This window comes from Spiroplasma endosymbiont of Nephrotoma flavescens (genome assembly GCF_964030835.1).
Taxonomy (GTDB): domain Bacteria; phylum Bacillota_I; class Bacilli_A; order Mycoplasmatales; family Nriv7; genus Nriv7.
Map to the genome: position 1 here is coordinate 195,177 of NZ_OZ034982.1, position 23,061 is coordinate 218,237.

The following is a 23,061-nucleotide window of genomic DNA, read 5'->3' on the forward strand; positions in this document are numbered from 1 at the left end:
AATTTTATTTACTTGCACTTACAAGTATAATTCAGCACATATTTTACTAATTCTCTATTTTTAAATTTATGAAAATAAACATGTAATTGTTTTCTATTTTCTGCTTTATTTTGTGCAATTAATGAAAAATAATGATTATTATCTTTATTTCTATTAACTTCTCGATTAATAGTACTAATACTTCGATTAAGATTTTTAGCTATTTCACTAATTTTTACTTTAAATTTCAATTGATTCTCAATATAAATTCTTTCATCTATGCCAAGATGTTTGTATCCCATATAAAAACTCCTTAAATTTACTTTTTCTAAAATAAACTTAGCATCATGAAATTTTTATATGAAATCTTTTGCAATTTTATTTACTTGCACTTACAAGTATAATTCAGCATTCTTTAATATAAAATATTTTATCACATAATTTTAAAAAGTATTATTTGATAGTAAATCAATATTAAAAGTTTTACTTTTCAATTAACTGATTTATCCTTTATCTGGATTATGGATTATGATAAATAAAAAAAGAACGCCTTTAAAGGCGTTCTTTTAATACATTAATATTCTTTTTTAAATTAAGCTTTACCTAAACTACCAAACTCTGCTAATAATTGTTTCGCTTTATTCTCAACAGCAACAGTTCCCGGATTTAATAATTTTCGCGGATCATAACCTTTACCCACTTGATCTTTTTCAGCAATAATATACTGTCGGGTTGCTTGTTGAAATTCTAATTGTAATTCCGTATTAACATTAATTTTACTAATTCCTAAACTAATCGCTTGTTTAATTTGTTCCATATCAATTCCCGAACCACCGTGTAATACTAGTGGTAAAGAAATATTTTCAGAAATATTTTTTAACAAATCTAATTTTAAACCGTCCCAATTTTTAGGATATGGACCATGAATATTGTTAATTCCGGCAGCTAAAAAATCAACCGCCAAGTTTTTCATTGCTTGACATTCATCAAGGGTTGCTAATTCGCCCGTACCAATAACACCATCTTCTTCACCACCAATAGTTCCCACTTCGGCCTCAACAGCAACATTTTTACGATGAGCATAATCTACTACTTGGGCAGTTAATTTTAAATTTTCAGCAAGAGGATGATGACTACCATCAAACATTACTGAAGAAAAACCAGCATCAATCGCTGCAATACACGATTCAACAGTTTGACCGTGGTCTAAATGTAATGCTACGGGAACAGTCACCTTAATGAAATCCATTAGATTAGTAACTAATCCATAAACCGTTTTAACTCCCCCCATATATTTAATTGCCACTTCGGATACTCCTAAAATTACTGGACTATTAGTTTCTTGTACTGCTTTTAAAATTGCTTTAATTCATTCTAAATTATTAATATTAAAATGCGCAATTGCATAATTTTCTTTTCTCGCTTTTTGCAACATTGCTGTTGGATTAACTAATTTTGTCATTTCTATCCTCCAAGATTAAAATTTGTTAATATGCTTTAATTACTGCTTCAATAAATCCAAAAAATAATGGATTTGATTTGCTTGGTCGGGAAGTAAATTCAGGATGAAATTGACTACCAATAAAAAACGGATGGTTCTTTAATTCAATAATTTCCACTAAAGATTGTTCTTTATACATACCACTAAAAATAATTCCTTTTTCTTTAAATAAATCCAAATAATCATTATTTACTTCGTAACGATGCCGATGGCGTTCTTGGATAACCTTCTTCTTGTATAATTTCGAAACATGCGTTTTATCTTCAATAGTAATATCATAATTTCCTAGTCGCAATGTACCACCAATATGATCAGTTGAGTTTTTTCCTCTAATTAAATGTAATATCGGATTTTTACATTCAGGAAAAAACTCCTCAGAATGAGCATCTGGTAATTTACAAACATCTTGGGCAAATTCAATTAATGCCGTTTGCATGCCTAAACAAATGCCAAAATAAGGAATATGATGTTTTCTAGCATACTTAGCAGCTAATATTTTTCCTTCAATGCCCCGATAACCAAACCCACCAGGTACAATAATACCTTTACAATGTTTAAAAATATCTTCATAATTATTTTCATCAATATCATTGGCACTAATTCATTGCACTTTAACTTCAACACCTTTTTCATAACCAGCTAACTTTAATGACTCTAAAACTGATAAATACGCATCCGGTAATTCAATATACTTACCAACTAAATAAATTGTAATAACTTTATTTTTAGCATCACTAGCTTTTTGTAAAAACAATTTTAATTTCTTTAAATTATTATGTTTAATTTTTAAATGTAGCAACGAAGCAAGCGTTGTTAAAATATCTTGTTCATAAAGAACAATTGGTACTTTATAAATATTATCCACATCATAAGCACTAAAAACAGCATTACGATTAACATTACAAAATAAAGAAATTTTATCAATTAATTGTGCTGATAATTCTTGTTCACTACGAGCAAGAACAATATCTGGTTGAATTCCTAACGACAATAATTCTTTAACTGAATGTTGAACTGGCTTTGTTTTAAATTCACCACTAGCAGCAATAAATGGTACTAAAGCAACATGAATAAATAACACATTTTCTTTCCCTTTTTCCATTCTTATTTGCCGAATCGTTTCAATAAATGGTAATGACTCAATATCACCAACTGTGCCCCCAATTTCACCAATAATAATATCGGCTTTACTAACAGTTGACGCTAAATAAATCTTATTCTTAATAATATCTGTTAAATGCGATACTACTTGAACTGTTTTACCTTCATAATCACCATTCCGCTCTTTTTCAATTACTTCTAAATATGCTTTACCAGCAGTAATTGATGAATAGCAAGTCAAATTTTCATCAATAAAGCGTTCATAATGATCTAAATCTAAATCAGTCTCACTACCATCAGCAGTAACAAAAACCTCACCATGCTCATAGGGATTCATTGTTCCTGGATCAACATTAATATATGGATCAAATTTTTGCATAAAAACCTTTAATCCACTATCTTTTAAAATATGACCAATTGAAGCGCCAGCAATTCCCTTACCTAAACTGGAAACTACACCACCCGTAATAAAAATATATTTTGTCATTATAATTCACCTTCTTTAACTCTAACAACTAGTTATTTTCTTCCATTTCTTTTTCAATTTCATCTCAATCAACTTCATCTTCTTCATCATCGCTATCAATTTCTAATTCATCTTCTTCATCATCAATACTTTCTTCAAAAGTATCATCAACTTCATCAATAATTTCAGTAACTTCTAATTTCTTAGGATCAATATCATCATTAATAGCAAATAAAAATTTTAATTGTTTCTTAATTTCATCATACTTATAATCTTGTCGTAACCCCCATTCGTTATCCTGAATTAACAAAAAACGATTATCCAATACCATATCAGTATATAAATTAACCATTTCTTTTGCTTCAGCTTCAATTGGTGTTTCCTTGGCAATCTTAACATAATCATAAATTTCTTTAAAACCAGCGTGTTTTCGCTTAATAAGAAATTCATATGCCAGATCAACTAAAGACTTATTCATATATTATCTCCTTCTAAATCTATGTTTGTACTAAAACTTCTTTTGGTAATAATACATATTGTTGTTTTTCAACTTGTTTACTACTTTGTTCATTAGTATTAATCAATTTAGATTTTTTTTTCTAAATTAAATACTAGATCATTTTTATTAACTAATTTAATTGGTTGCTCCATTAAGTTTTGCTGATATAATGTTGGCTGATTAAATTCTTCAATAATTAAATAATAATCTAAATCATAATTTCCTGCAACTAACAATTTTTGATAGTTTTTTAAATCATTTGTAATATACCACAGACTTATGACAAGTACAAGCGGTTTTTTAAAAAAGAAATGATAAATTATAAAATACTGCAGAAAATTTTTAAAAATGGTTTATAATTAGATTCCAAGGTAAAGAGACTATAGATTAATTTTTGGAGAAAGGTCGTTGATTGCTCGATAAATTTTATTAAATTGCCAAATTGTAAAGTTAAGTGCAAGTAAATTATTTTTCTAACCAAATATTCGATTGGCGAAAGATAATTTAGTATTTTTCTTGGTCTTTGGTTTAAAGACAATATAAATTTATGAACTGCATTTTTAGTAGTGTTTGAAAAATTAAATTTTTTAGGAAATTTTTCTCTAATTAAACCATTAGTATTTTCATTAGTACCTCTTTGTCAAGGTGAATATGCATCAGCAAAATAAATTTTCACATTTAAATTTTTTTCAAGTTGTTGTCAATTAGCAAATTCTTTACCCCTATCAAATGTTATAGTCTTAACAAGATTATTTGGAAGAATTGATAAATAATGACTAATATTTTTGTTAATAACTTTAGTAGTTCTATTTTCAACTAATATTGCTAAAGTAAATCTTGATGTTCTTTCAACTAAAGTTATTAAACATGATTTACTTTTACCTCGTGATGATACTACAGTATCACCTTCTCAATGGCCAAGAGTTATGCGATTATTAACATTTCGTTTTTTAATGGATTTACCATTAAATTTACCCCGATTTTCTTGAGATTTTCGTTTCTTACCTTTTCTTCTTAAATTTTTACTAGTAACCTTTTCAAGTAATCCAGAATAAATTCAATTGTAAATTGTTTTAAAACTAATAATTCATTCTTGATGAAAATTTTTAATTCTGCCATAAATTTGTTCAGGCGATCAACCTAATAATAATTTTTGTTGTACATATTTTACTAATTCTCTATTTTTAAATTTATGAAAATAAACATGTAATTGTTTTCTATGTTCTGCTTTATTTTGTGCAATTAATGAAAAATAATGATTATTATCTTTATTTCTATTAACTTCTCGATTAATAGTACTAATACTTCGATTAAGATTTTTAGCTATTTCACTAATTTTTACTTTAAATTTCAATTGATTCTCAATATAAATTCTTTCATCTATGCCAAGATGTTTGTATCCTATATAAAAACTCCTTAAATTTACTTTTTCTAAAATAAACTTAGCATCATGAAATTTTTATATGAAATCTTTTGCAATTTTATTTACTTGCACTTACAAGTATAATTCAGCATATGAAATCTTTTGCAATTTTATTTACTTGCACTTACAAGTATAATTCAGCTAAAAAAATAAAAATTTTAAAAAAATAAACTAATAATGAAATAATGTTTCAAAAAAAAATTTTTTTTCACTTTATAGCGTATTAAAATAAAGTTGGCTTTAAGATATTAAATTAGTTAGTAAGGAAAGAAGGAATGTTACGGTGAAAAAAATATTAATTATTGGTTCGGGAATTGTTGGTCTTGAACTTGCAAAGGAATTATTAGCACAATCTAATAATAAAATAACAATTATTGAAAAAAATCAAGATGTTTGTTCCGAAACATCAATTTTAAATTCAAATATTATTCATATGGGTTTTGACGCAACACCAGGAACTTTAAAAGCAATTTTGGGAATGCAAGGTCATAATATTTGAAAAAAAAGATATTTGGCGGATAAAAAAGCTAATAATGAGATTATAAAATATGCTCCTTCACAAGTATTGGGTTTTAATGAAGATGATGTTAAAATATTAGATCGGCTTTTAAAGCAAGGAATTGTTAATGGTATTAATAGTAATTTGTTAACATTAAATGCAAATTCATCTAGTAATAAAAATGTTAGCAAATATTTATTAGGCGTTGATTCTTATATTTTAAATGTTAAGAAATATGTAACGCTATTGCTTGAACAATGAGAAAATAATGATCGCATTAAAATTATTAAAAATTGTAGTTTTGTGGCATTAACAACTAAATTATTTTTTGATGGTCATAAAGATGTTATCTCATCTGATTTTGATTTAATTATTAATTGTGCTGGTCATGGGGCTCAGTTTAATATTGAAGAAACAAAAAACTTTAGTTTGTCATTAAGAAAAGGTCAGTATTTAGTTTGTGAAAATGAAGATAATATTGATGTGATATATTTTTTACCACCAACTAGTTTAGGAAAGGGGATATTAGTTGCTCCAAGCTTTGAAAATAAAATAATTATTGGTCCAACAGCAGAAAATCATAATGATTATCATAATCACAATACAATTGTTTTAAAAACAGAAACTATTCAGGAATTAATTGCAACAGGGAAAAAAATAAAACCTGATTTAAATTTTAACATTACGAGTATGTTTGCTGGTTCAAGGTCAATTGAAGCAAAAAATGATTTTCATATTGAATGGGGTTCTGAAAAATGAATTAATGTTGTTGGTATATCTAGTCCTGGTTTAAGTGCAAGTCCGGCGATTGCTAAATATGTTGTTAATATGATTCAAGAAAAAGAATTAAAAAATAAAAATTAATAAAGATTATTAAGGATGGTAATAAAAAATATGAAAATTTGATTTGCAAAAATGTTTGCGTTTATGAAACCAGCAAAAGCAAAAGAACAATTAACTGAAGATTTTTTAATTAAAAAATATTTTAAATCTCATCAAGAGCGAGTATTTTGAATAGCAATAATATCATATATATTATATTATTTTATTAGAAGACAATGAAGTGTTGCTGGAAGTGATTTAATTAATAATGGTTTAATGACGAAAGATATTTATTCATTAGTTGGTATGGCAATGGGACTTAGTTATGGAGTTTCTAAATTTGTAATGGGTTCTGTTGGTGATCGTAGTAATGCGCGCTGATTCTTAGGAATCGGTTTAATTTTGTCATCATTAATGAATTTTGTAATGGGATGAACGGTTGGTATTAATATTACTAATATTGTATTAATGATGAGTTCAATGGCTTTAATTGGTTGATTTCAAGGAATGGGATGACCGGCTAGCGCTAGAAGTATGACTAATTGGTTTATTCCGAAAGAAAAACAAATGCGGATGACTTTCTGGAATACATCGCATAATTTTGGAACAGCAATAATTGCGATAATAATTATAATATCGCATTCATTATTAGAAGAATATATTGGTATTGCAGGTTACTTTATTTTGCCTAGTGCTATTGCTTTAGTTGGGGGAATATTAATTTGTATATTTATGAAAGACCGCCCAGAAAGTTTAGGTTTGTTATCAGTTGAAGAACATTATAAAAAGTATTACCCTGAAAAATTAGATATTGAAGTTAAAAAATTTGTTAGTGCTAATGGTAATAAAAATAAGCTTGTTGAAAAAACTTGATTTTATTATTTTAAAAAATATGTTTTATTAAATAAAAATTTGTGAATTATTGCTTTTGCTAATTTATTTATATATGTATTAAGAAATGGTGTTTCTGATTGAACATTAACTTTCTTTAAAGAACAGCATAATTTTGATGTTAAAAATCAAGGTAAATGATTATGAAGTATTTTTGAATGAATGGCAGTTCCAGGAACGATATTAATGGGATTTACTGCTAAAACATTATTTAAAGGAAGATTAACACCGATTATGATAGCAGCAATTGCTATTACGACATTATCAATTGTTGGTTTATGACAAGCTCAATATCAAAGTATTTGACAAATTGCTCTCTTTATGGGAATTGCTGGTTTTTGTATTTATGGTCCAGTTGCGTTTATTGGGATGCAAGCGATGGATTTATCAAATAAAAGAGTTGTAGCGACAGCTGCTGGTTTTACGGGGATATTTGGTTATTTTGGTGATGCTGTGATATCTAAAGTTGTTATTGGTTCGGGATTACAAAGTTTAAGCAATCGTTGGGATGCAACCTTTATATTTTTAATAGTTTGTGGTGTAAGTGCTTGTATATTATTATCATTAGTATGAAATAAATCGTATCACGATAATGAAAATGAATAGAATTTATAGTTATTATAATTAGATTTAATATTTACTTGTGATAAAAGAAAGATAAAAAAAGAAATTATATTTAAAATATAATTTCTTTTTTTATTAGGGTTTACATAGAATTTGTTATAATTAAACAAGTTATTATATGATAGTAGGGTGAAGTAAATGACAGAACAACAATTACAGGAATTATTAGTGCAAGCAAAAAAGGAAGTTAATGAATGTCAAGATTTAGACCTTTTACAAACTTTAAAAATAAAATATTTAGGTAAAAAATCGCAATTAGCTACTTTGTTAGGAACAATGCATAATTTAAAAAATGAAGCAAGAATTGCTTTAGGAAGGATGATTAATGTTTTTAAAAAGGAAATAATTAGTTTATTTGAAACTCAAGAAAAATTTTTAAAGGAAAAAAATTTGGCATTAGAATTAAAATCAGAAACAATTGATGTTAGTTTACCAGTGAATAGTTTTTTGATTGCTAATCGTCATCCTATAAATTTAATTATTTGTGAGATTAGTGAAATTTTTGAACAGTTAGGGTATGAAATTGTGCAAGGACAGGAAGTAGATACTGATGAATATAACTTTGAAAGGTTAAATTTAGCTAAAAATCATCCAGCTCGTGAGATGCAAGATTCATTTTATTTAGATAGTAATTATTTGTTAAGAACACATTGTACTAATGTTACGGCTCGTTATTTAGAAAAATATAAAGATGCTTCTTTACCGTTAGCTATTGTTTCTATTGGTAATGTTTATCGTCGTGATGATGATGATGCTACGCATAGTCATCAGTTTATGCAAATTGATGGTTTTTTAGTTGCACCAAATATTTCCTTTGCTAACTTGAAATGAACTTTAAATTATTTAATTAAACGCTTATTTAACGAAGAAAGTAAAATGCGCTTGCTCCCCAGTTATTTTCCTTTTACGGAACCATCAGTTGAGGTGGATGTAAGTTGTACTAAGTGTGCTGGTATTGGATGTAGTATTTGTAAACATACAGGGTGATTAGAAATTTTAGGTGCTGGAATGATTAGTCCGAATGTTTTTATTAAAAATAATCTTGTTGCTTCTTTACAAGGTTTTGCTTTTGGTATTGGTATTGAGCGGATTGCAATGTTAAAATATGGTATTGAAGATATTCGTCATTTTTATAAGAATGATTATCGTTTTTTAAAGCAATTTAGAAATTTTTAGAATAATAGGAGCGTATATATGATTTTTACCCGTAAATTTTTAAATGAATATGTTGATTTAAAAAATATTAGTAATGAAGATATTGAACAAGCATTAAATGATAGTGGTTTTGAAGTTGAAAGAGTTTTTAGTTTTGATACTTTAAATACTAATATTGTTATTGGGAAAGTATTATCAAAAGTTAAACTTGCTAATTTTGATAAGTTATCGTATTGTATGGTTGATATTAATGAAGAGTTACCGATTCCTGTTGTTTGTGGTGCTAATAATGTTGAAGAAAATCGTTTTGTTATTTTTGCTAAAATTGGTGCTCATTTAGCCAATGGCATGATTATTGAAGAAAGAATGATTGCTAATAAGCCTTCATTAGGAATGATTTGTTCGTTACAAGAATTAGGAATCCCTAAGGAAGTTTTAGCTAATCAAGATGCTGTTGGGGTTTATTTATTTCCTGAGGATGTTAATTATCCATTAGGTAATACTAATCCTTTAAGTTATATTTTTGAAAATGATACTGCTTTTGTTATTAATTTGACCTATAATCGTAGTGACTGTTTAAGTGCTTATGAATTAGCTCGCGAGATAGCAACATTCTTTAAATTGCCTTTAAAATCGTTAATAACTGATGATTTTTCTCATTTAAGAAATTTAGTTAATGATAAGTTATCATTAGATATTAAAATTGATAATAATCTTGTTAAAGCGATGAAAAATGTTACGGTGTTAATTGATAGTAGTGTCGTTACGCCCAAGTGATTATTTTCAAGACTTTGTTATGCTAATATTCGTCCAAATAATTTAATTCAAGATTTACTAAATTATGTTTCTTGAGAAACCGGACAACCATTAGTAGGTTATGATTTTTCAAAAATTAATAGTGAAATATCAATTCAAAAAGCGATGGCAGAAACGAAAGTTAATGACCAAGAGATATCTTTACAAGATTTTGTCATTGCTGGTGATGATATTATTGAAGTGTTAGGTGTTATGACTAACAAGAAATATGAAATTATTAATGCAACTAAACAATTTGTAGTTTTAGCATTACATTTAAATGAGAAGCAGATGTATGAGCAAAAGAAAAGATATTTATCATTACTTAATGCTAATAATTTATTACGATGGTCAAAACCATCAAATGGGCATAATTTAGAAATTGCTATCCAAAGGTTTTTAGAGTTATTAACATCAATTGTAGCTATTAAACAAGTATCACCAATAATTAATAATAAAGTGTTAGCGATAAAAAATGTAACGATAAAAACATCATTAAAAATTCAGAAAAGTATTTTAGGCATTAGTGATTTAACAAAAAAAGATATTATTGAATTTTTAAAACCGTTAGGGTTTTTAATTTCGGAATCGGGTATTAATGATGATTTAGTAATTACTGTCCCTAAGTATCGTCTTGATATTATGAATGAGGCTGATATTAGTGAGGAAATTGCTCGTAGATATGGTTATAACAATATTCCTAATATAATGCCATTATTTATACCATTAACTAAAGAAAAAAATTGAAGTAAATATATTTTAGAAACAATTATTAGTTATTTATTAAATCAAAATATTTTTGAAACAAAAACTTATAATTTAGAGTCAAGTATTAATTTAAATCGTTTTAATTTTTTTAATGTTACAAAACCTGTTAAGGTATTACAACCAATGTCGTTAAATCATCAGTATTTAAGAACTAATTTAGTAAATTCGTTGTTAACGATAGCCCAATATAATAATTTCCGAAAAATTAATGATATTAAAATTTATAGTTATGAAGATATTTATGATGATTTAAAATTTCATCATCAACAATTATCAATTTTATTGCAAGGTAAATGAATGGATATTCCTTATTTATCACAAGCAATTACTGTTGATTTCATTAATACTAAGGGATTATTGCAAGGAATATTGCGGAAATTAAACTTTAATGATCAAGATATTCAGTATGTTCCTTCAACATACGATGATTTGCATCCGCATTTACAAGCTAATGTTGTAATAAAAAATCAGCAAATTGCGATAATTGGTAAAGTGCATCCAAAAATTCAACAAGAATTAGATTTTAAAGATGATAATTTTATTATTTCATTAAATATGACATTAATTAATGAACTTTTTAAAGGCGATATTAAATATCAGACAATTATTAGAAATATGTTTTCTTGATTTGATTTGTCGCTTTTAGTTAATAAAGATACAAACTATGATAGTATTATTAAGCCATTGTTAAATATTAGTAATAGGTTAGTTGATTTGCAACTTATTAATGAGTATGAAAATGTTGATAAACTTGGTCAAGATAAAAAATCTTGAACTTTACGATTATTTTTTAATGATGCAAGAAAACAACTTACTGATGAAGATTTAAAAGAGCAGTATGATTTATTTTTAAAAGCAATGAAAGATTTAAAAGTTATGGTGCGTTAATCGTTATTTATTAACTAGAAAGGTATAAAAATGAAAACAATAATTAATGATAATTTTAAAAATGATGATGAATTACAATTAACAAAAAGAGAAATAGTAATTCGTAATTATAATCCTTGAAAAGCAATATTTTTTATGTGCTTGCCAACCGTTATAATTATGATTATTATGTCAACATATAATTTGATTGATAAGTTTTTAGCATTACAATTTGCTGATAGTTATGTTATTAGTACATTTTTAGAAAATAATCCTTTAATTGAACAAAATAATTTGCAAATGTTAGCTCGAAATATTATTAATGTTGCAACCCAATATTCTTCTTCAACAATTGGTTTATTGACAGCTTTTAGTTTATTTATTGCTATTGGGACATCAACAAGGTTTGGTATTGCTTATGGGGAAAGAAATAATCCATTAATATCGCGAACTATTGGTAATGGAATTTCTTTAATGATTATTGTTGCTATTGTTTTAACACCAATTTTAGTATTTACTAATGAACCGCTAATTGCTTTGCAATCAAAAAATTCGCAAATGACAAATCCTGAAGTATATAAAATTACTTTGCAGTTGGCAGTTGGTTATACGAAGTGGTTTATTTTCTTTTTATTTTTTGTATTACTAAGTAATTTTTTAATTAATTTATTAAGATCTGAAGGTCAAGGTTTTTGAGCAACAATTATTATTTTTACTTCAGTAATTGTTAATGTTGTTTTAGATATTGTATTAATGGTTTATGGTAAATTAGGATTAGAAGGGGCAGCGATTGCGACAGTTATTTCGTGACTTTGAAATATTATTTTTGCATTATTAGTTATCTATTTAGATACGAAATCAAAGTTAAAAATTTATTGAGAAGATTTGAAAATTGAAAAAACGATTTTATATAATATTATTGCTATCGGAATGACACCATTATTTATTAATATTTCAGTTGCTGTGACATCAGCACTATCTAATTTTTTTGTTTCAATGTTAAGTAGTGAATTACCTCGGCCGGGTTTTACTGTTCCATGAGTTGTGCAATTATTTGCTGGGATTGCGCCATGAATTGCGTTAACTGATTCTCCTTTAATTGGTGTTAGTCAAGGCGGAAGGGCATTATTATCTTATTCTTATGGTGCTAAAGATTATCAAAGGATTTGGGATATTCTTAAAAGGATAATTTTAGTGCAATTTTTAATATTAATAATTACCGAATTAATTATTGGTATTTTTGGTAATGAAATGTTAAGTCTATTTATTTCTAATGTTGATACGACTTATCGGTGATATTTCTTGTTAAGTTATTTAGTTTATCCAACAGTTGTTGTGCCATATGTTGGGATTATTTTTTATCAATCAATTAGTCGTCCTAAGATGTCATTATTTTTTTCGGCGCTTCGTTCAATAATTGTTTTTATACCTTGTATTATTATTGGTTATTTCGTTGCTTTGGTAACTAAAAATGCTCATTATTATTTTTTATTTTTAGGTTTGGTAGCACCAATTTCAGCTTTGATATCAATCCCAATATTAATTATGACTTGAAAAAAATATCGTTCTTATTTAAAATGCTGAATTATACTTGTAAGTGCAAGTAAATAAAATTGCAAAAGATTTCATATAAAAATTTCATGATGCTAAGTTTATTTTAGAAAAAGTAAATTTAAGGAGTTTTTATATGGGATACAAACATCTTGGCATAGATGAAAGAATTTATATTGAGAATCAATTGAAATTTAAAGTAAAAATTAGTGAAATAGCTAAAAATCTTAATCGAAGTATTAGTACTATTAATCGAGAAGTTAATAGAAATAAAGATAATAATCATTATTTTTCATTAATTGCACAAAATAAAGCAGAAAATAGAAAACAATTACATGTTTATTTTCATAAATTTAAAAATAGAGAATTAGTAAAATATGTACAACAAAAATTATTATTAGGTTGATCGCCTGAACAAATTTATGGCAGAATTAAAAATTTTCATCAAGAATGAATTATTAGTTTTAAAACAATTTACAATTGAATTTATTCTGGATTACTTGAAAAGGTTACTAGTAAAAATTTAAGAAGAAAAGGTAAGAAACGAAAATCTCAAGAAAATCGGGGTAAATTTAATGGTAAATCCATTAAAGAACGAAATGTTAATAATCGCATAACTCTTGGCCATTGAGAAGGTGATACTGTAGTATCATCACGAGGTAAAAGTAAATCATGTTTAATAACTTTAGTTGAAAGAACATCAAGATTTACTTTAGCAATATTAGTTGAAAATAGAACTACTAAAGTTATTAACAAAAATATTAGTCATTATTTATCAATTCTTCCAAATAATCTTGTTAAGACTATAACATTTGATAGGGGTAAAGAATTTGCTAATTGACAACAACTTGAAAAAAATTTAAATGTGAAAATTTATTTTGCTGATGCATATTCACCTTGACAAAGAGGTACTAATGAAAATACTAATGGTTTAATTAGAGAAAAATTTCCTAAAAAATTTAATTTTTCAAACACTACTAAAAATGCAGTTCATAAATTTATATTGTCTTTAAACCAAAGACCAAGAAAAATACTAAATTATCTTTCGCCAATCGAATATTTGGTTAGAAAAATAATTTAGTTACACTTAACTTTACAATTTGGCAAATAAATAGTGCAAAAAAAGTGAGGAAGAGTAGTGGAATATTCACAAAGTTATTTAAAAAATAATCCAGTTATTAATTTGGATAATGTTATTACGATTAATCCCGAAGTGATAAGAGCTAGTAATAGTCATATTAAAGAAGTTAATTATGCGCATCTTAAAGGGACAATAATTTATAACTCACAAGTTAATTCATTAATTATTGATGTGCAAGTGACAGTAAGGATAACATTATTGTGTGCTTTAAGTTTACAACCTTTTAGTTGAACTAATGAATGAAATTGAAAGGATGAGTATGGTTTTGATTACTTTAATTGTAATTTAAACTATATTAATGAAAAAATATTTTATTTAGATAAGTATTTGTGAGATGAAATATTTGCAATAACTCCTATCAATTTAACAGTAAAAGATGTTAAAATATGTAAGAAAGGTAAAAAATGACAATTTATTACTGAAAAAGAAGTTTATAATTCTTTAGAACAAGATAGTCGTTGAATGCCCTTAAAAAAATTGAAATTAGAAAGTATTAAGGAGGATAAATAATGGCAGTTCCGTTTCGACGTATATCAAAAACAAGAAAAGCGAAAAGAAGAACACATTTTAAGTTATGACATCCAACATTAGTTAGTTGTACTAATTGTGGTGCAAATATTAAGCCCCATCGTGTTTGTAAAGAATGTGGTTATTACAAAGGCAAAGAAGCAGTTAAAATTGGTGAGTAAAATTTGTATTTAATTTCAAATGATAAAAAAAGAGCATTGCTTATAATAACAGTGCTCTTTTTAAAATTTTACCAAATTGTAAAGTTAAGTGCAACTAAATTATTTTTCTAACCAAATATTCGATTGGCGAAAGATAATTTAGTATTTTTCTTGGTCTTTGGTTTAAAGACAATATAAATTTATGAACTGCATTTTTAGTAGTGTTTGAAAAATTAAATTTTTTAGGAAATTTTTCTCTAATTAAACCATTAGTATTTTCATTAGTACCTCTTTGTCAAGGTGAATATGCATCAGCAAAATAAATTTTCACATTTAAATTTTTTTCAAGTTGTTGTCAATTAGTAAATTCTTTACCCCTATCAAATGTTATAGTCTTAACAAGATTATTTGGAAGAATTGATAAATAATGACTAATATTTTTGTTAATAACTTTAGTAGTTCTATTTTCAACTAATATTGCTAAAGTAAATCTTGATGTTCTTTCAACTAAAGTTATTAAACATGATTTACTTTTACCTCGTGATGATACTACAGTATCATCTTCTCAATGGCCAAGAGTTATGCGATTATTAACATTTCGTTCTTTAATGGATTTACCATTAAATTTACCCCGATTTTCTTGAGATTTTCGTTTCTTACCTTTTCTTCTTAAATTTTTACTAGTAACCTTTTCAAGTAATCCAGAATAAATTCAATTGTAAATTGTTTTAAAACTAATAATTCATTCTTGATGAAAATTTTTAATTCTGCCATAAATTTGTTCAGGCGATCAACCTAATAATAATTTTTGTTGTACATATTTTACTAATTCTCTATTTTTAAATTTATGAAAATAAACATGTAATTGTTTTCTATTTTCTGCTTTATTTTGTGCAATTAATGAAAAATAATGATTATTATCTTTATTTCTATTAACTTCTCGATTAATAGTACTAATACTTCGATTAAGATTTTTAGCTATTTCACTAATTTTTACTTTAAATTTCAATTGATTCTCAATATAAATTCTTTCATCTATGCCAAGATGTTTGTATCCCATATAAAAACTCCTTAAATTTACTTTTTCTAAAATAAACTTAGCATCATGAAATTTTTATATGAAATCTTTTGCAATTTTATTTACTTGCACTTACAAGTATAATTCAGCTTTTTAATAAATTGTGTTAAATTTTATTGAAAAACTTGTTAATTAGGAATATAATGTGTTTACTAGTGGGAGAAAGTGGGTTATAATATGCTGTTAGGACAATTTAAACATAGTCTTGATGATAAAGGCAGAATTATAGTTCCGACACGCTTTCGTAGTAAACTAGGTGAACAAGTAGTCATTTCTAAAGGCTTTGATGGTTGTTTAGTATTAAGAGCGTATGATGTGTTTATTAAATGACAAGAGCAAATTTTATTAAGTTCAGAAGGTTTAAAGGATAGTCGTATCTTACAACGACAAATTTTTGCTAATTCTTTAGAACTTAATATTGATAAAGTTGGAAGAATTAATCTTCCGGCAAATTTATTAATATTAGCTAATATTAAGAAAGAAGTTATGATTATTGGACTTGCTAATAAAATAGAAATTTGAGACATTAAGGCCTGAGAAAATTATTTAGTAAATGCTGAAAATAATTTAGAACAATCTGCTCAAAATTTAATAATGAATATTGAGGAGAAAAATTAATGTTAAAACATAAACCAGTTTTATTGTCAGAAACCATAGACTTATTAAATATTAAATCTGATGGTATTTATGTGGATTGTACTTTAGGAAGGGCAGGACATAGTGAGAAAATTTTAGAAAAGTTAACAACTGGAAAATTATATTGTTTAGAACAAGATAAACAAGCAATTGTTGATGCTAAAGTAATTTTAAATAAATTTCATAATTATGAAATTATTGCCACTAATTTTCGTCATTTAAAGAAAGAATTACAATTAAGAAATATTTTACAAGTTGATGGTATTATTTATGATTTAGGAGTATCATCACCACAATTAGATGAAGCAGAGCGAGGATTTAGTTATCATCAAGATGGTCCTTTAGATATGCGAATGGAACAAAATCAAACGCTATCGGCAGAAGTTATTGTTAATAATTGAAGTTTTGAAGATATTGTTAATATTTTATGAATTTATGGTGAAGAAAAGTTTGCAAGAACAATAGCTCGTGCTATTGTAAAATATCGTGAAAATAGTAAAATTATAACAACATTACAACTTGTTGATATTGTTAAGAGTGCCTTACCAATGAAAATTTTAAAAAAGGCTAAACATCCAGCCAGAAAGACATTTCAAGCATTAAGAATTGCCGTTAATGATGAATTAGATAGTTTGCGAGTTTCGTTAAAGCAATCTTTGCAACTATTAAAATCAAAAGGGGTGCTTGTGGTTATTAGTTTTCATTCTTTGGAAGATCGGATTGTTAAAACATTATTTAAAGAACAAGTAGTTCCTAAATTTGATCCATTATTATCTAAATTACCAATCTCAATCAAATGGGACCCTAGTTTTGAATTATTAACTAAAAAAGCTGTTTCGCCTTGTGAGCAAGAAATTCAAGAAAATTCTCGTGCTCGTAGTGCTAAATTAAGGGCAATCAGAAAAATTTAAGGAAGGTATTGTTAGTGATTAATCAAGAGCTTTATGCAGTTATTGAAATAGATACTAAACGCATTAAATTTATGGTTTTTAGTTATCATAAATCACAGTTTAATGTTTTGTTTAATCATATGCAAAATGGTAATTTTTGTGATAATGGTGTTGTATTAGAACCTAAAATTGTCGGTAAACTTATTAATATGATGGTTAAAAAGGCTAATTTGCAATTAGCAATTCAAATTAAACGCGTGGCTTTGAATTTAGTAAGTAATGGTTTAACTATTCGTCAGGGACAAGCAATAATTGAAATTAATCGCAAACAACATCGGATTACTAATGAAGATATTAGTAATTTGATTGCAATGAGTAAAAATATTTCTCTTGCTAATGATGAAGTTATTTGTTTGACACGACCATATAAATTTATTGTTAATGGGCAGAAAAAGCTACCATACCCGCCAATTGATGAGTTAGCAACAAGTGTTGCGGTTAATTCGTTAGTCTATACAATTAAAAAAGAAGTTTATAATTCACATTTAGAAGCAATAAATTATAGTAAGTTAGAGTTGTTATCTTTAGTTTTAATGCCTTTTTGTCATGCTTGAGCAATAGTTTCTCGCAAAGAATTACAAGAGGGAGCAATTATTATTGATTGAAATTATGATAATACGCAAGTAAGTATTTTTGCTAAAGAAACACTGTATGATTTAAATATTATTGATTATGGGTTTAAAAATCTTATTGCTGATTTACAATATGCTTTGCAATGTCCATGAGATGTTGCTGAAGACTATTTACATAAAATTATTAATATTGATAATAATTTTTTGGATAATAAGATTATTTACTCTAAATATGATTATGAGAAAAAGAAATATTTGGAGTATAGTCATCAAACATTAAAAAATATTATTATTAGTCGTGTTGAGGCAGTTTTAATTAAAATTACGGAGCATTTGGCACATATTTTGAAAGCGAGAAATTTGCCAATTGTGTTTTTGGGTGAAGTAATGAAGATTGCTGGTTTTGTTAATTATATTAATAAAAATAGTAATTTAGCATCATTACGGTTTTATAATTCTAATATTATTGGTGCTAATGATGAAATTTGGTCAGGACTTATTGGTAATGCTTATTATCAACACTTATTAAACAAAAATACTATTGAAAAAGTATTTTCAATTGATAGAATAAGTAGAGAACCACAATATCCGAACATACCTAAGAATCATAAGTTAGATTATGTTCATAAGTATTAGTAATATTTGCCGGTTTAATTCATAAAGAGGAGATGAAGAGAAATGAATAATGATACTCAACTAGAAGAACAATATGATCAAGTAGCTCATATTAAAGTAATTGGTGTTGGTGGAGCTGGAAACAATGCTGTTAATCGCATGATCGAGGCAGGAGTTCAAGGTGTTGATTTCATTGTTGCAAATACTGATGCTCAAGTATTAAGCGTTTCTAAAGCTCGTGAAAAGATTATTTTAGGCAAACAATTAACTAAAGGTTTAGGAGCAGGTGCTAATCCAGAAATTGGTAAGCAAGCAGCAATTGAAACTGAACCGGAAATTAAAAAGATGTTAGAAAATTCTGATATGGTTTTTATTGCCGCTGGGATGGGTGGTGGAACTGGTACGGGAGCGGCACCAATTATTGCCCGAATTGCTAAAGATTTGGGTGCTTTAACAATTGCTATTGTTACAAGACCATTTACTTTTGAAGGTCGTTTAAGAAGTTCTTATGCTGTTCAAGGTATTGAAGAATTAAGAAAGCATGTTGATTCATTAATAATTATTTCTAATGATAAGTTATTGCAAGTAATTGGTGGTGTGCCTTTAACAGAATCATTTAATGAAACTGATAATATTTTACGACAAGGAGTACAAACAATTACTGATTTAATTGCTGTTCCCGCGTTAATTAATTTAGATTTTGCTGATGTTAAAACAGTCATTGAAAGTAAAGGTAGTGCTTTATTTGGTATTGGTATTGGCACTGGTGAAAATAAAGCTATTGAAGCTGCTAATAAAGCGATTTCTTCACCATTATTGGAAGCATCAATTAAAGGAGCTCAAAATGCGATTGTGAATGTTACAGGTGGTAATACTATGTCATTATTTGATGCTAATGATGCTGTTGATATTGTTCGTCAAGCTGCTGGTAGTGAAGTAAATATTATTTTTGGTGTTGCTGTGAACGAACATCTCGATGATGAGATGATTGTTACGGTTATTGCTACTGGTTTTGATGAAAGACAAATTGAGAAAGCTAATCCTCAGGTTATTGAAGAAGCCCGATTAAAAAGATTTCGCCCCGTAGGAGCAGAAAATTTGTCTAATTTTGGTTATGAAAATGATCAGTTGCAAGAACGAAGTGTTATTTATAAACCGCAAAGAGTTGGTAATTTTAAACCATCACCAGATGGTTTACAAGAGGAATTAAGTAATGATGATGATTTACCACCATTTTTAAGAGGGCGATAATGATGTTCAAAAGAAGACAAAAAAAATCAGCAATATTGGTTCAAAATGATGACAGTCAATCTAATCCAATATTGTCACAGTTACATTCAACAATGAGGCTTCAAGATAATGATTTAAGTCCTACTGTGCAGTCATTAGCAGTTGATGAGAATTTAACAAAACCATTATTAGAATATGAATTAGAAGCTTATGCTCAAGTTGTTGCTTTAGCAGACCGTTTAGTTGCTGGTGAAAATTTAATTGTTAATGTTGCAAATTTATCACCAATTGATCGCAAACGCACTTTAGAGTTTTTAGGTGGTGTTATTTATACTTTGCAAGGTAAAGCTCAAAAAATTGATGCTTGTGCTTATGTTTTTATTAGTAATGAAAATTTTTAATAGTTATTATTTTAGCGATCAGAGATTTTTATGTAAAATAAATATTTAATAGGCATAATTGGTGTCTATTTTTTTATGTTATGATTTTAATAGGTGATGAATATGAATTATTCCAGAGAATATATATTGAATGAGAAACAAATGGTGATTGATAAATTAAAACAAGAAAATAATATTTTAAAACAACGAATTTATACTTTAGAAAAATATATTAATGATTTGCAAAGAAATTTGCATATTAAACAAAATGAAATTATTAATAATGCTAATCAAAATGCTAATGTTATTTTTGCTAAAGCCATTAATATTGCTTATAACTTTAAAATTGAATTAGAACAATTAGTTAAAAATAATTCATAATTTTAACAATTTTTATTGCATAATTGATTAATATTAAGTTATGGTATTGTAACTTAAAAGCAAAAATAACAAGTTTATATAAGATTTTGTTATTTTTTTATTTTGTTTATAAATTTAAATTAGAGAGGATAAATGCCAAATTGTAAAGTTAAGTGCAACTAAATTATTTTTCTAACCAAATATTCGATTGGCGAAAGATAATTTAGTATTTTTCTTGGTCTTTGGTTTAAAGACAATATAAATTTATGAACTGCATTTTTAGTAGTGTTTGAAAAATTAAATTTTTTAGGAAATTTTTCTCTAATTAAACCATTAGTATTTTCATTAGTACCTCTTTGTCAAGGTGAATATGCATCAGCAAAATAAATTTTCACATTTAAATTTTTTTCAAGTTGTTGTCAATTAGCAAATTCTTTACCCCTATCAAATGTTATAGTCTTAACAAGATTATTTGGAAGAATTGATAAATAATGACTAATATTTTTGTTAATAACTTTAGTAGTTCTATTTTCAACTAATATTGCTAAAGTAAATCTTGATGTTCTTTCAACTAAAGTTATTAAACATGATTTACTTTTACCTTGTGATGATACTACAGTATCACCTTCTCAATGGCCAAGAGTTATGCGATTATTAATATTTCGTTCTTTAATGGATTTACCATTAAATTTACCCCGATTTTCTTGAGATTTTCGTTTCTTACCTTTTCTTCTTAAATTTTTACTAGTAACCTTTTCAAGTAATCCAGAATAAATTCAATTGTAAATTGTTTTAAAACTAATAATTCATTCTTGATGAAAATTTTTAATTCTGCCATAAATTTGTTCAGGCGATCAACCTAATAATAATTTTTGTTGTACATATTTTACTAATTCTCTATTTTTAAATTTATGAAAATAAACATGTAATTGTTTTCTATTTTCTGCTTTATTTTGTGCAATTAATGAAAAATAATGATTATTATCTTTATTTCTATTAACTTCTCGATTAATAGTACTAATACTTCGATTAAGATTTTTAGCTATTTCACTAATTTTTACTTTAAATTTCAATTGATTCTCAATATAAATTCTTTCATCTATGCCAAGATGTTTGTATCCCATATAAAAACTCCTTAAATTTACTTTTTCTAAAATAAACTTAGCATCATGAAATTTTTATATGAAATCTTTTGCAATTTTATTTACTTGCACTTACAAGTATAATTCAGCTAATATTAAAAATAGTTTGGATGAGACCCATTACATCGAGCTAAAAATTTTGCTAATATTAAAATTTTAATTGCATATGGTGCTGATGTTAATGCTGTCAATAATAAATAAAGGCATTAGACCAATTCAGAAAACTAGGAATTCTGATATTATTAGGTTATTAAGAGAAAATGGTGCTAATTCTAATATTGACAATAATTTAATAATAAAATCAATTCCTAAAATTAAGAATGCTGATATTATTAAATTATTAATCGGTAATGGTGTTAATCCTAATGGTGCTGCTATTAAATTATTACTAGAAAATTGTACTGATGTTAATCCTGATGTTATTAAATTATTACTAGGAAGTTATCCTAATGTTAATGCACAAGATAGTTTTGGTAATACTTTACTGCATTATGCTAACAATATTACTGTTGTTAAAATGTGGTGGTAAATATGGCAGTTTTTCAAAATTAAAAGCGGTTAATTCGCAAGATAGTGAATTAATTGATTTTAATAATATTTTTCATTATGAGAGTAGTGCATTGGAACAACAAAAATGAGATGAATTTTTAAAGGATATTACAAACATCACAACAACAAAATAATGATACTGAGGTTTTGGTTAATGATGGTTTTGTCATTAAACAATCACAATTAGTAGAACAACAAAAATGAAATGAATTTTTAAAGGATATTATAGGACAAGATTCCAAATAACGAAACAGTTTGAATTAAAATACCACAAGTGTTGGAACGATAAAATGTTTGTAATTAAGTTCATTCAAACGGATTAATTTTCTTAATAATATTTTTAAATAAAATATTGATAAAAAATGATAAAAAATGTAAAATAAATAATAATATTTAGATAAATATATTTATTTGGGAGGATAAAAAATGGCAAAAATTTTAAAGTTGTTAAGCAACATAACAATTATTGCTATCGCTGGTAGTACAGTAGAACTTGCAGAAATAGATATTATCTTTAATTATTGTTCATTAATCAGAAGAAGTATGAGTAAAGTTTTATTAAAAATAAGTAGTAATTTAGTTAAAATTTTTTCTACTAAAAAACAAGCAAAAAAATCTAACAAATTAATTTTAAATAAAATAATTGTTACAATGAATTTGTTGTTCTTAACATCAAAAAGTAGTTGTCAACAAATATTACTGGCTCACCAATCAGAATCAATAACAACAACTGAAGAAGCGACGGTTGTCAGTGATAAATTTAAAAATGAAAGTCAAGATTAACATAAATAAGGAGTTT

Annotated in this window: 25 protein-coding genes; 17 read left to right on the forward strand and 8 right to left on the reverse strand. The window is 26.4% G+C overall.

What is annotated here, in order from left to right; translation table 4 throughout:
- Positions 1-8 precede the first annotated feature (8 nt).
- The 6 genes from AAHN02_RS01190 to AAHN02_RS01215 form a co-directional block, all read right to left on the reverse strand.
- Positions 9-281 (reverse strand): helix-turn-helix domain-containing protein, encoded by a 273-nt coding sequence (locus AAHN02_RS01190; RefSeq protein WP_342277887.1) that lies wholly within the window; start codon positions 279-281, stop codon positions 9-11.
- Between the two features lie 290 nt (positions 282-571).
- Positions 572-1,441 (reverse strand): class II fructose-1,6-bisphosphate aldolase, encoded by an 870-nt coding sequence (gene fba / locus AAHN02_RS01195; protein ID WP_342277888.1) that lies wholly within the window; start codon positions 1,439-1,441, stop codon positions 572-574.
- Positions 1,442-1,466: 25 nt separating this feature from the next.
- Complete coding sequence (locus AAHN02_RS01200) at positions 1,467-3,068, reverse strand: CTP synthase (protein ID WP_342277889.1); 1,602 nt, start codon at positions 3,066-3,068, stop codon at positions 1,467-1,469.
- 28 nt (positions 3,069-3,096) lie between these two features.
- Complete coding sequence (gene rpoE, locus AAHN02_RS01205; RefSeq protein ID WP_342277890.1) at positions 3,097-3,525, reverse strand: DNA-directed RNA polymerase subunit delta; 429 nt, start codon at positions 3,523-3,525, stop codon at positions 3,097-3,099.
- Positions 3,526-3,632: 107 nt separating this feature from the next.
- Positions 3,633-3,782: a hypothetical protein gene (locus AAHN02_RS01210; RefSeq protein ID WP_342277891.1), complete on the reverse strand. Its 150-nt coding sequence runs from the start codon at positions 3,780-3,782 to the stop codon at positions 3,633-3,635.
- 83 nt (positions 3,783-3,865) lie between these two features.
- Positions 3,866-4,900, reverse strand: coding sequence for an IS30 family transposase (locus tag AAHN02_RS01215; protein WP_342277892.1), 1,035 nt, complete (start codon positions 4,898-4,900; stop codon positions 3,866-3,868).
- A gap of 352 nt (positions 4,901-5,252) precedes the next feature.
- Here AAHN02_RS01215 and AAHN02_RS01220 point away from each other — a divergent pair, with 352 nt between their 5' ends.
- From AAHN02_RS01220 to rpmF, 8 genes are all read left to right on the forward strand, one after another.
- Complete coding sequence (locus AAHN02_RS01220; protein ID WP_342277893.1) at positions 5,253-6,332, forward strand: NAD(P)/FAD-dependent oxidoreductase; 1,080 nt, start codon at positions 5,253-5,255, stop codon at positions 6,330-6,332.
- A 30-nt stretch (positions 6,333-6,362) separates the two neighbouring features.
- Positions 6,363-7,787, forward strand: a complete 1,425-nt coding sequence (locus AAHN02_RS01225) for an MFS transporter (RefSeq protein ID WP_342277894.1) — start codon at positions 6,363-6,365, stop codon at positions 7,785-7,787.
- A 156-nt stretch (positions 7,788-7,943) separates the two neighbouring features.
- Entirely contained in the window at positions 7,944-8,981 is a 1,038-nt protein-coding gene (gene pheS / locus AAHN02_RS01230; protein ID WP_342277895.1) for a phenylalanine--tRNA ligase subunit alpha, read from the forward strand.
- 18 nt (positions 8,982-8,999) lie between these two features.
- Complete coding sequence (pheT, locus tag AAHN02_RS01235) at positions 9,000-11,411, forward strand: phenylalanine--tRNA ligase subunit beta (protein ID WP_342277896.1); 2,412 nt, start codon at positions 9,000-9,002, stop codon at positions 11,409-11,411.
- A 30-nt stretch (positions 11,412-11,441) separates the two neighbouring features.
- Complete coding sequence (locus AAHN02_RS01240; protein ID WP_342277897.1) at positions 11,442-13,001, forward strand: MATE family efflux transporter; 1,560 nt, start codon at positions 11,442-11,444, stop codon at positions 12,999-13,001.
- Between the two features lie 76 nt (positions 13,002-13,077).
- Positions 13,078-14,022, forward strand: a complete 945-nt coding sequence (locus AAHN02_RS01245) for an IS30 family transposase (protein WP_338966716.1) — start codon at positions 13,078-13,080, stop codon at positions 14,020-14,022.
- Positions 14,023-14,055: 33 nt separating this feature from the next.
- On the forward strand, positions 14,056-14,592 hold the full coding sequence (locus tag AAHN02_RS01250; RefSeq protein ID WP_342277898.1) for a hypothetical protein: 537 nt from the start codon (positions 14,056-14,058) through the stop codon (positions 14,590-14,592).
- Positions 14,592-14,771 carry a 50S ribosomal protein L32 gene (rpmF, locus tag AAHN02_RS01255; RefSeq protein WP_338967155.1) on the forward strand — a complete coding sequence of 60 codons (180 nt, stop codon included), beginning with the start codon at positions 14,592-14,594 and terminating at the stop codon, positions 14,769-14,771. Before AAHN02_RS01250 ends, rpmF begins: the two co-directional genes overlap by 1 nt.
- Before the next feature lie 94 nt (positions 14,772-14,865).
- Here the strand turns inward: rpmF and AAHN02_RS01260 are convergent, their stop codons facing one another.
- On the reverse strand, positions 14,866-15,810 hold the full coding sequence (locus AAHN02_RS01260; RefSeq protein WP_342277899.1) for an IS30 family transposase: 945 nt from the start codon (positions 15,808-15,810) through the stop codon (positions 14,866-14,868).
- Between the two features lie 195 nt (positions 15,811-16,005).
- Here AAHN02_RS01260 and mraZ point away from each other — a divergent pair, with 195 nt between their 5' ends.
- The 6 genes from mraZ to AAHN02_RS01290 all read left to right on the forward strand — a co-directional run bounded on the left by mraZ (position 16,006) and on the right by AAHN02_RS01290 (position 20,592).
- Positions 16,006-16,446 (forward strand): division/cell wall cluster transcriptional repressor MraZ, encoded by a 441-nt coding sequence (gene mraZ, locus AAHN02_RS01265; RefSeq protein WP_342189441.1) that lies wholly within the window; start codon positions 16,006-16,008, stop codon positions 16,444-16,446.
- On the forward strand, positions 16,446-17,375 hold the full coding sequence (gene rsmH / locus AAHN02_RS01270) for a 16S rRNA (cytosine(1402)-N(4))-methyltransferase RsmH (protein ID WP_342277900.1): 930 nt from the start codon (positions 16,446-16,448) through the stop codon (positions 17,373-17,375). Before mraZ ends, rsmH begins: the two co-directional genes overlap by 1 nt.
- Before the next feature lie 14 nt (positions 17,376-17,389).
- On the forward strand, positions 17,390-18,622 hold the full coding sequence (locus AAHN02_RS01275) for a hypothetical protein (RefSeq protein ID WP_342277901.1): 1,233 nt from the start codon (positions 17,390-17,392) through the stop codon (positions 18,620-18,622).
- Between the two features lie 42 nt (positions 18,623-18,664).
- A complete protein-coding gene (ftsZ, locus tag AAHN02_RS01280; RefSeq protein ID WP_342277902.1) occupies positions 18,665-19,852 on the forward strand; it encodes a cell division protein FtsZ in 1,188 nt (395 codons plus the stop codon).
- A gap of 2 nt (positions 19,853-19,854) precedes the next feature.
- Positions 19,855-20,232, forward strand: a complete 378-nt coding sequence (locus AAHN02_RS01285) for a cell division protein SepF (RefSeq protein WP_342277903.1) — start codon at positions 19,855-19,857, stop codon at positions 20,230-20,232.
- Between the two features lie 141 nt (positions 20,233-20,373).
- Positions 20,374-20,592 (forward strand): hypothetical protein, encoded by a 219-nt coding sequence (locus AAHN02_RS01290; RefSeq protein ID WP_342277904.1) that lies wholly within the window; start codon positions 20,374-20,376, stop codon positions 20,590-20,592.
- 158 nt (positions 20,593-20,750) lie between these two features.
- On the opposite strand, the gene AAHN02_RS01295 is transcribed toward AAHN02_RS01290, so the two are convergent.
- Positions 20,751-21,695 (reverse strand): IS30 family transposase, encoded by a 945-nt coding sequence (locus AAHN02_RS01295; RefSeq protein WP_342277905.1) that lies wholly within the window; start codon positions 21,693-21,695, stop codon positions 20,751-20,753.
- Between the two features lie 199 nt (positions 21,696-21,894).
- Between AAHN02_RS01295 and AAHN02_RS01300 the strand changes: the two genes are divergently transcribed.
- The 3 genes from AAHN02_RS01300 (at position 21,895) to AAHN02_RS01310 (ending at position 23,045) form a co-directional block, all read left to right on the forward strand.
- Positions 21,895-22,242, forward strand: a complete 348-nt coding sequence (locus tag AAHN02_RS01300; RefSeq protein ID WP_342277906.1) for a hypothetical protein — start codon at positions 21,895-21,897, stop codon at positions 22,240-22,242.
- Positions 22,205-22,396, forward strand: coding sequence for a hypothetical protein (locus AAHN02_RS01305; RefSeq protein WP_342277907.1), 192 nt, complete (start codon positions 22,205-22,207; stop codon positions 22,394-22,396). Before AAHN02_RS01300 ends, AAHN02_RS01305 begins: the two co-directional genes overlap by 38 nt.
- 292 nt (positions 22,397-22,688) lie before the next feature.
- Positions 22,689-23,045, forward strand: coding sequence for a hypothetical protein (locus AAHN02_RS01310; RefSeq protein ID WP_342277908.1), 357 nt, complete (start codon positions 22,689-22,691; stop codon positions 23,043-23,045).
- The last annotated feature ends 16 nt before the right edge of the window (positions 23,046-23,061 follow it).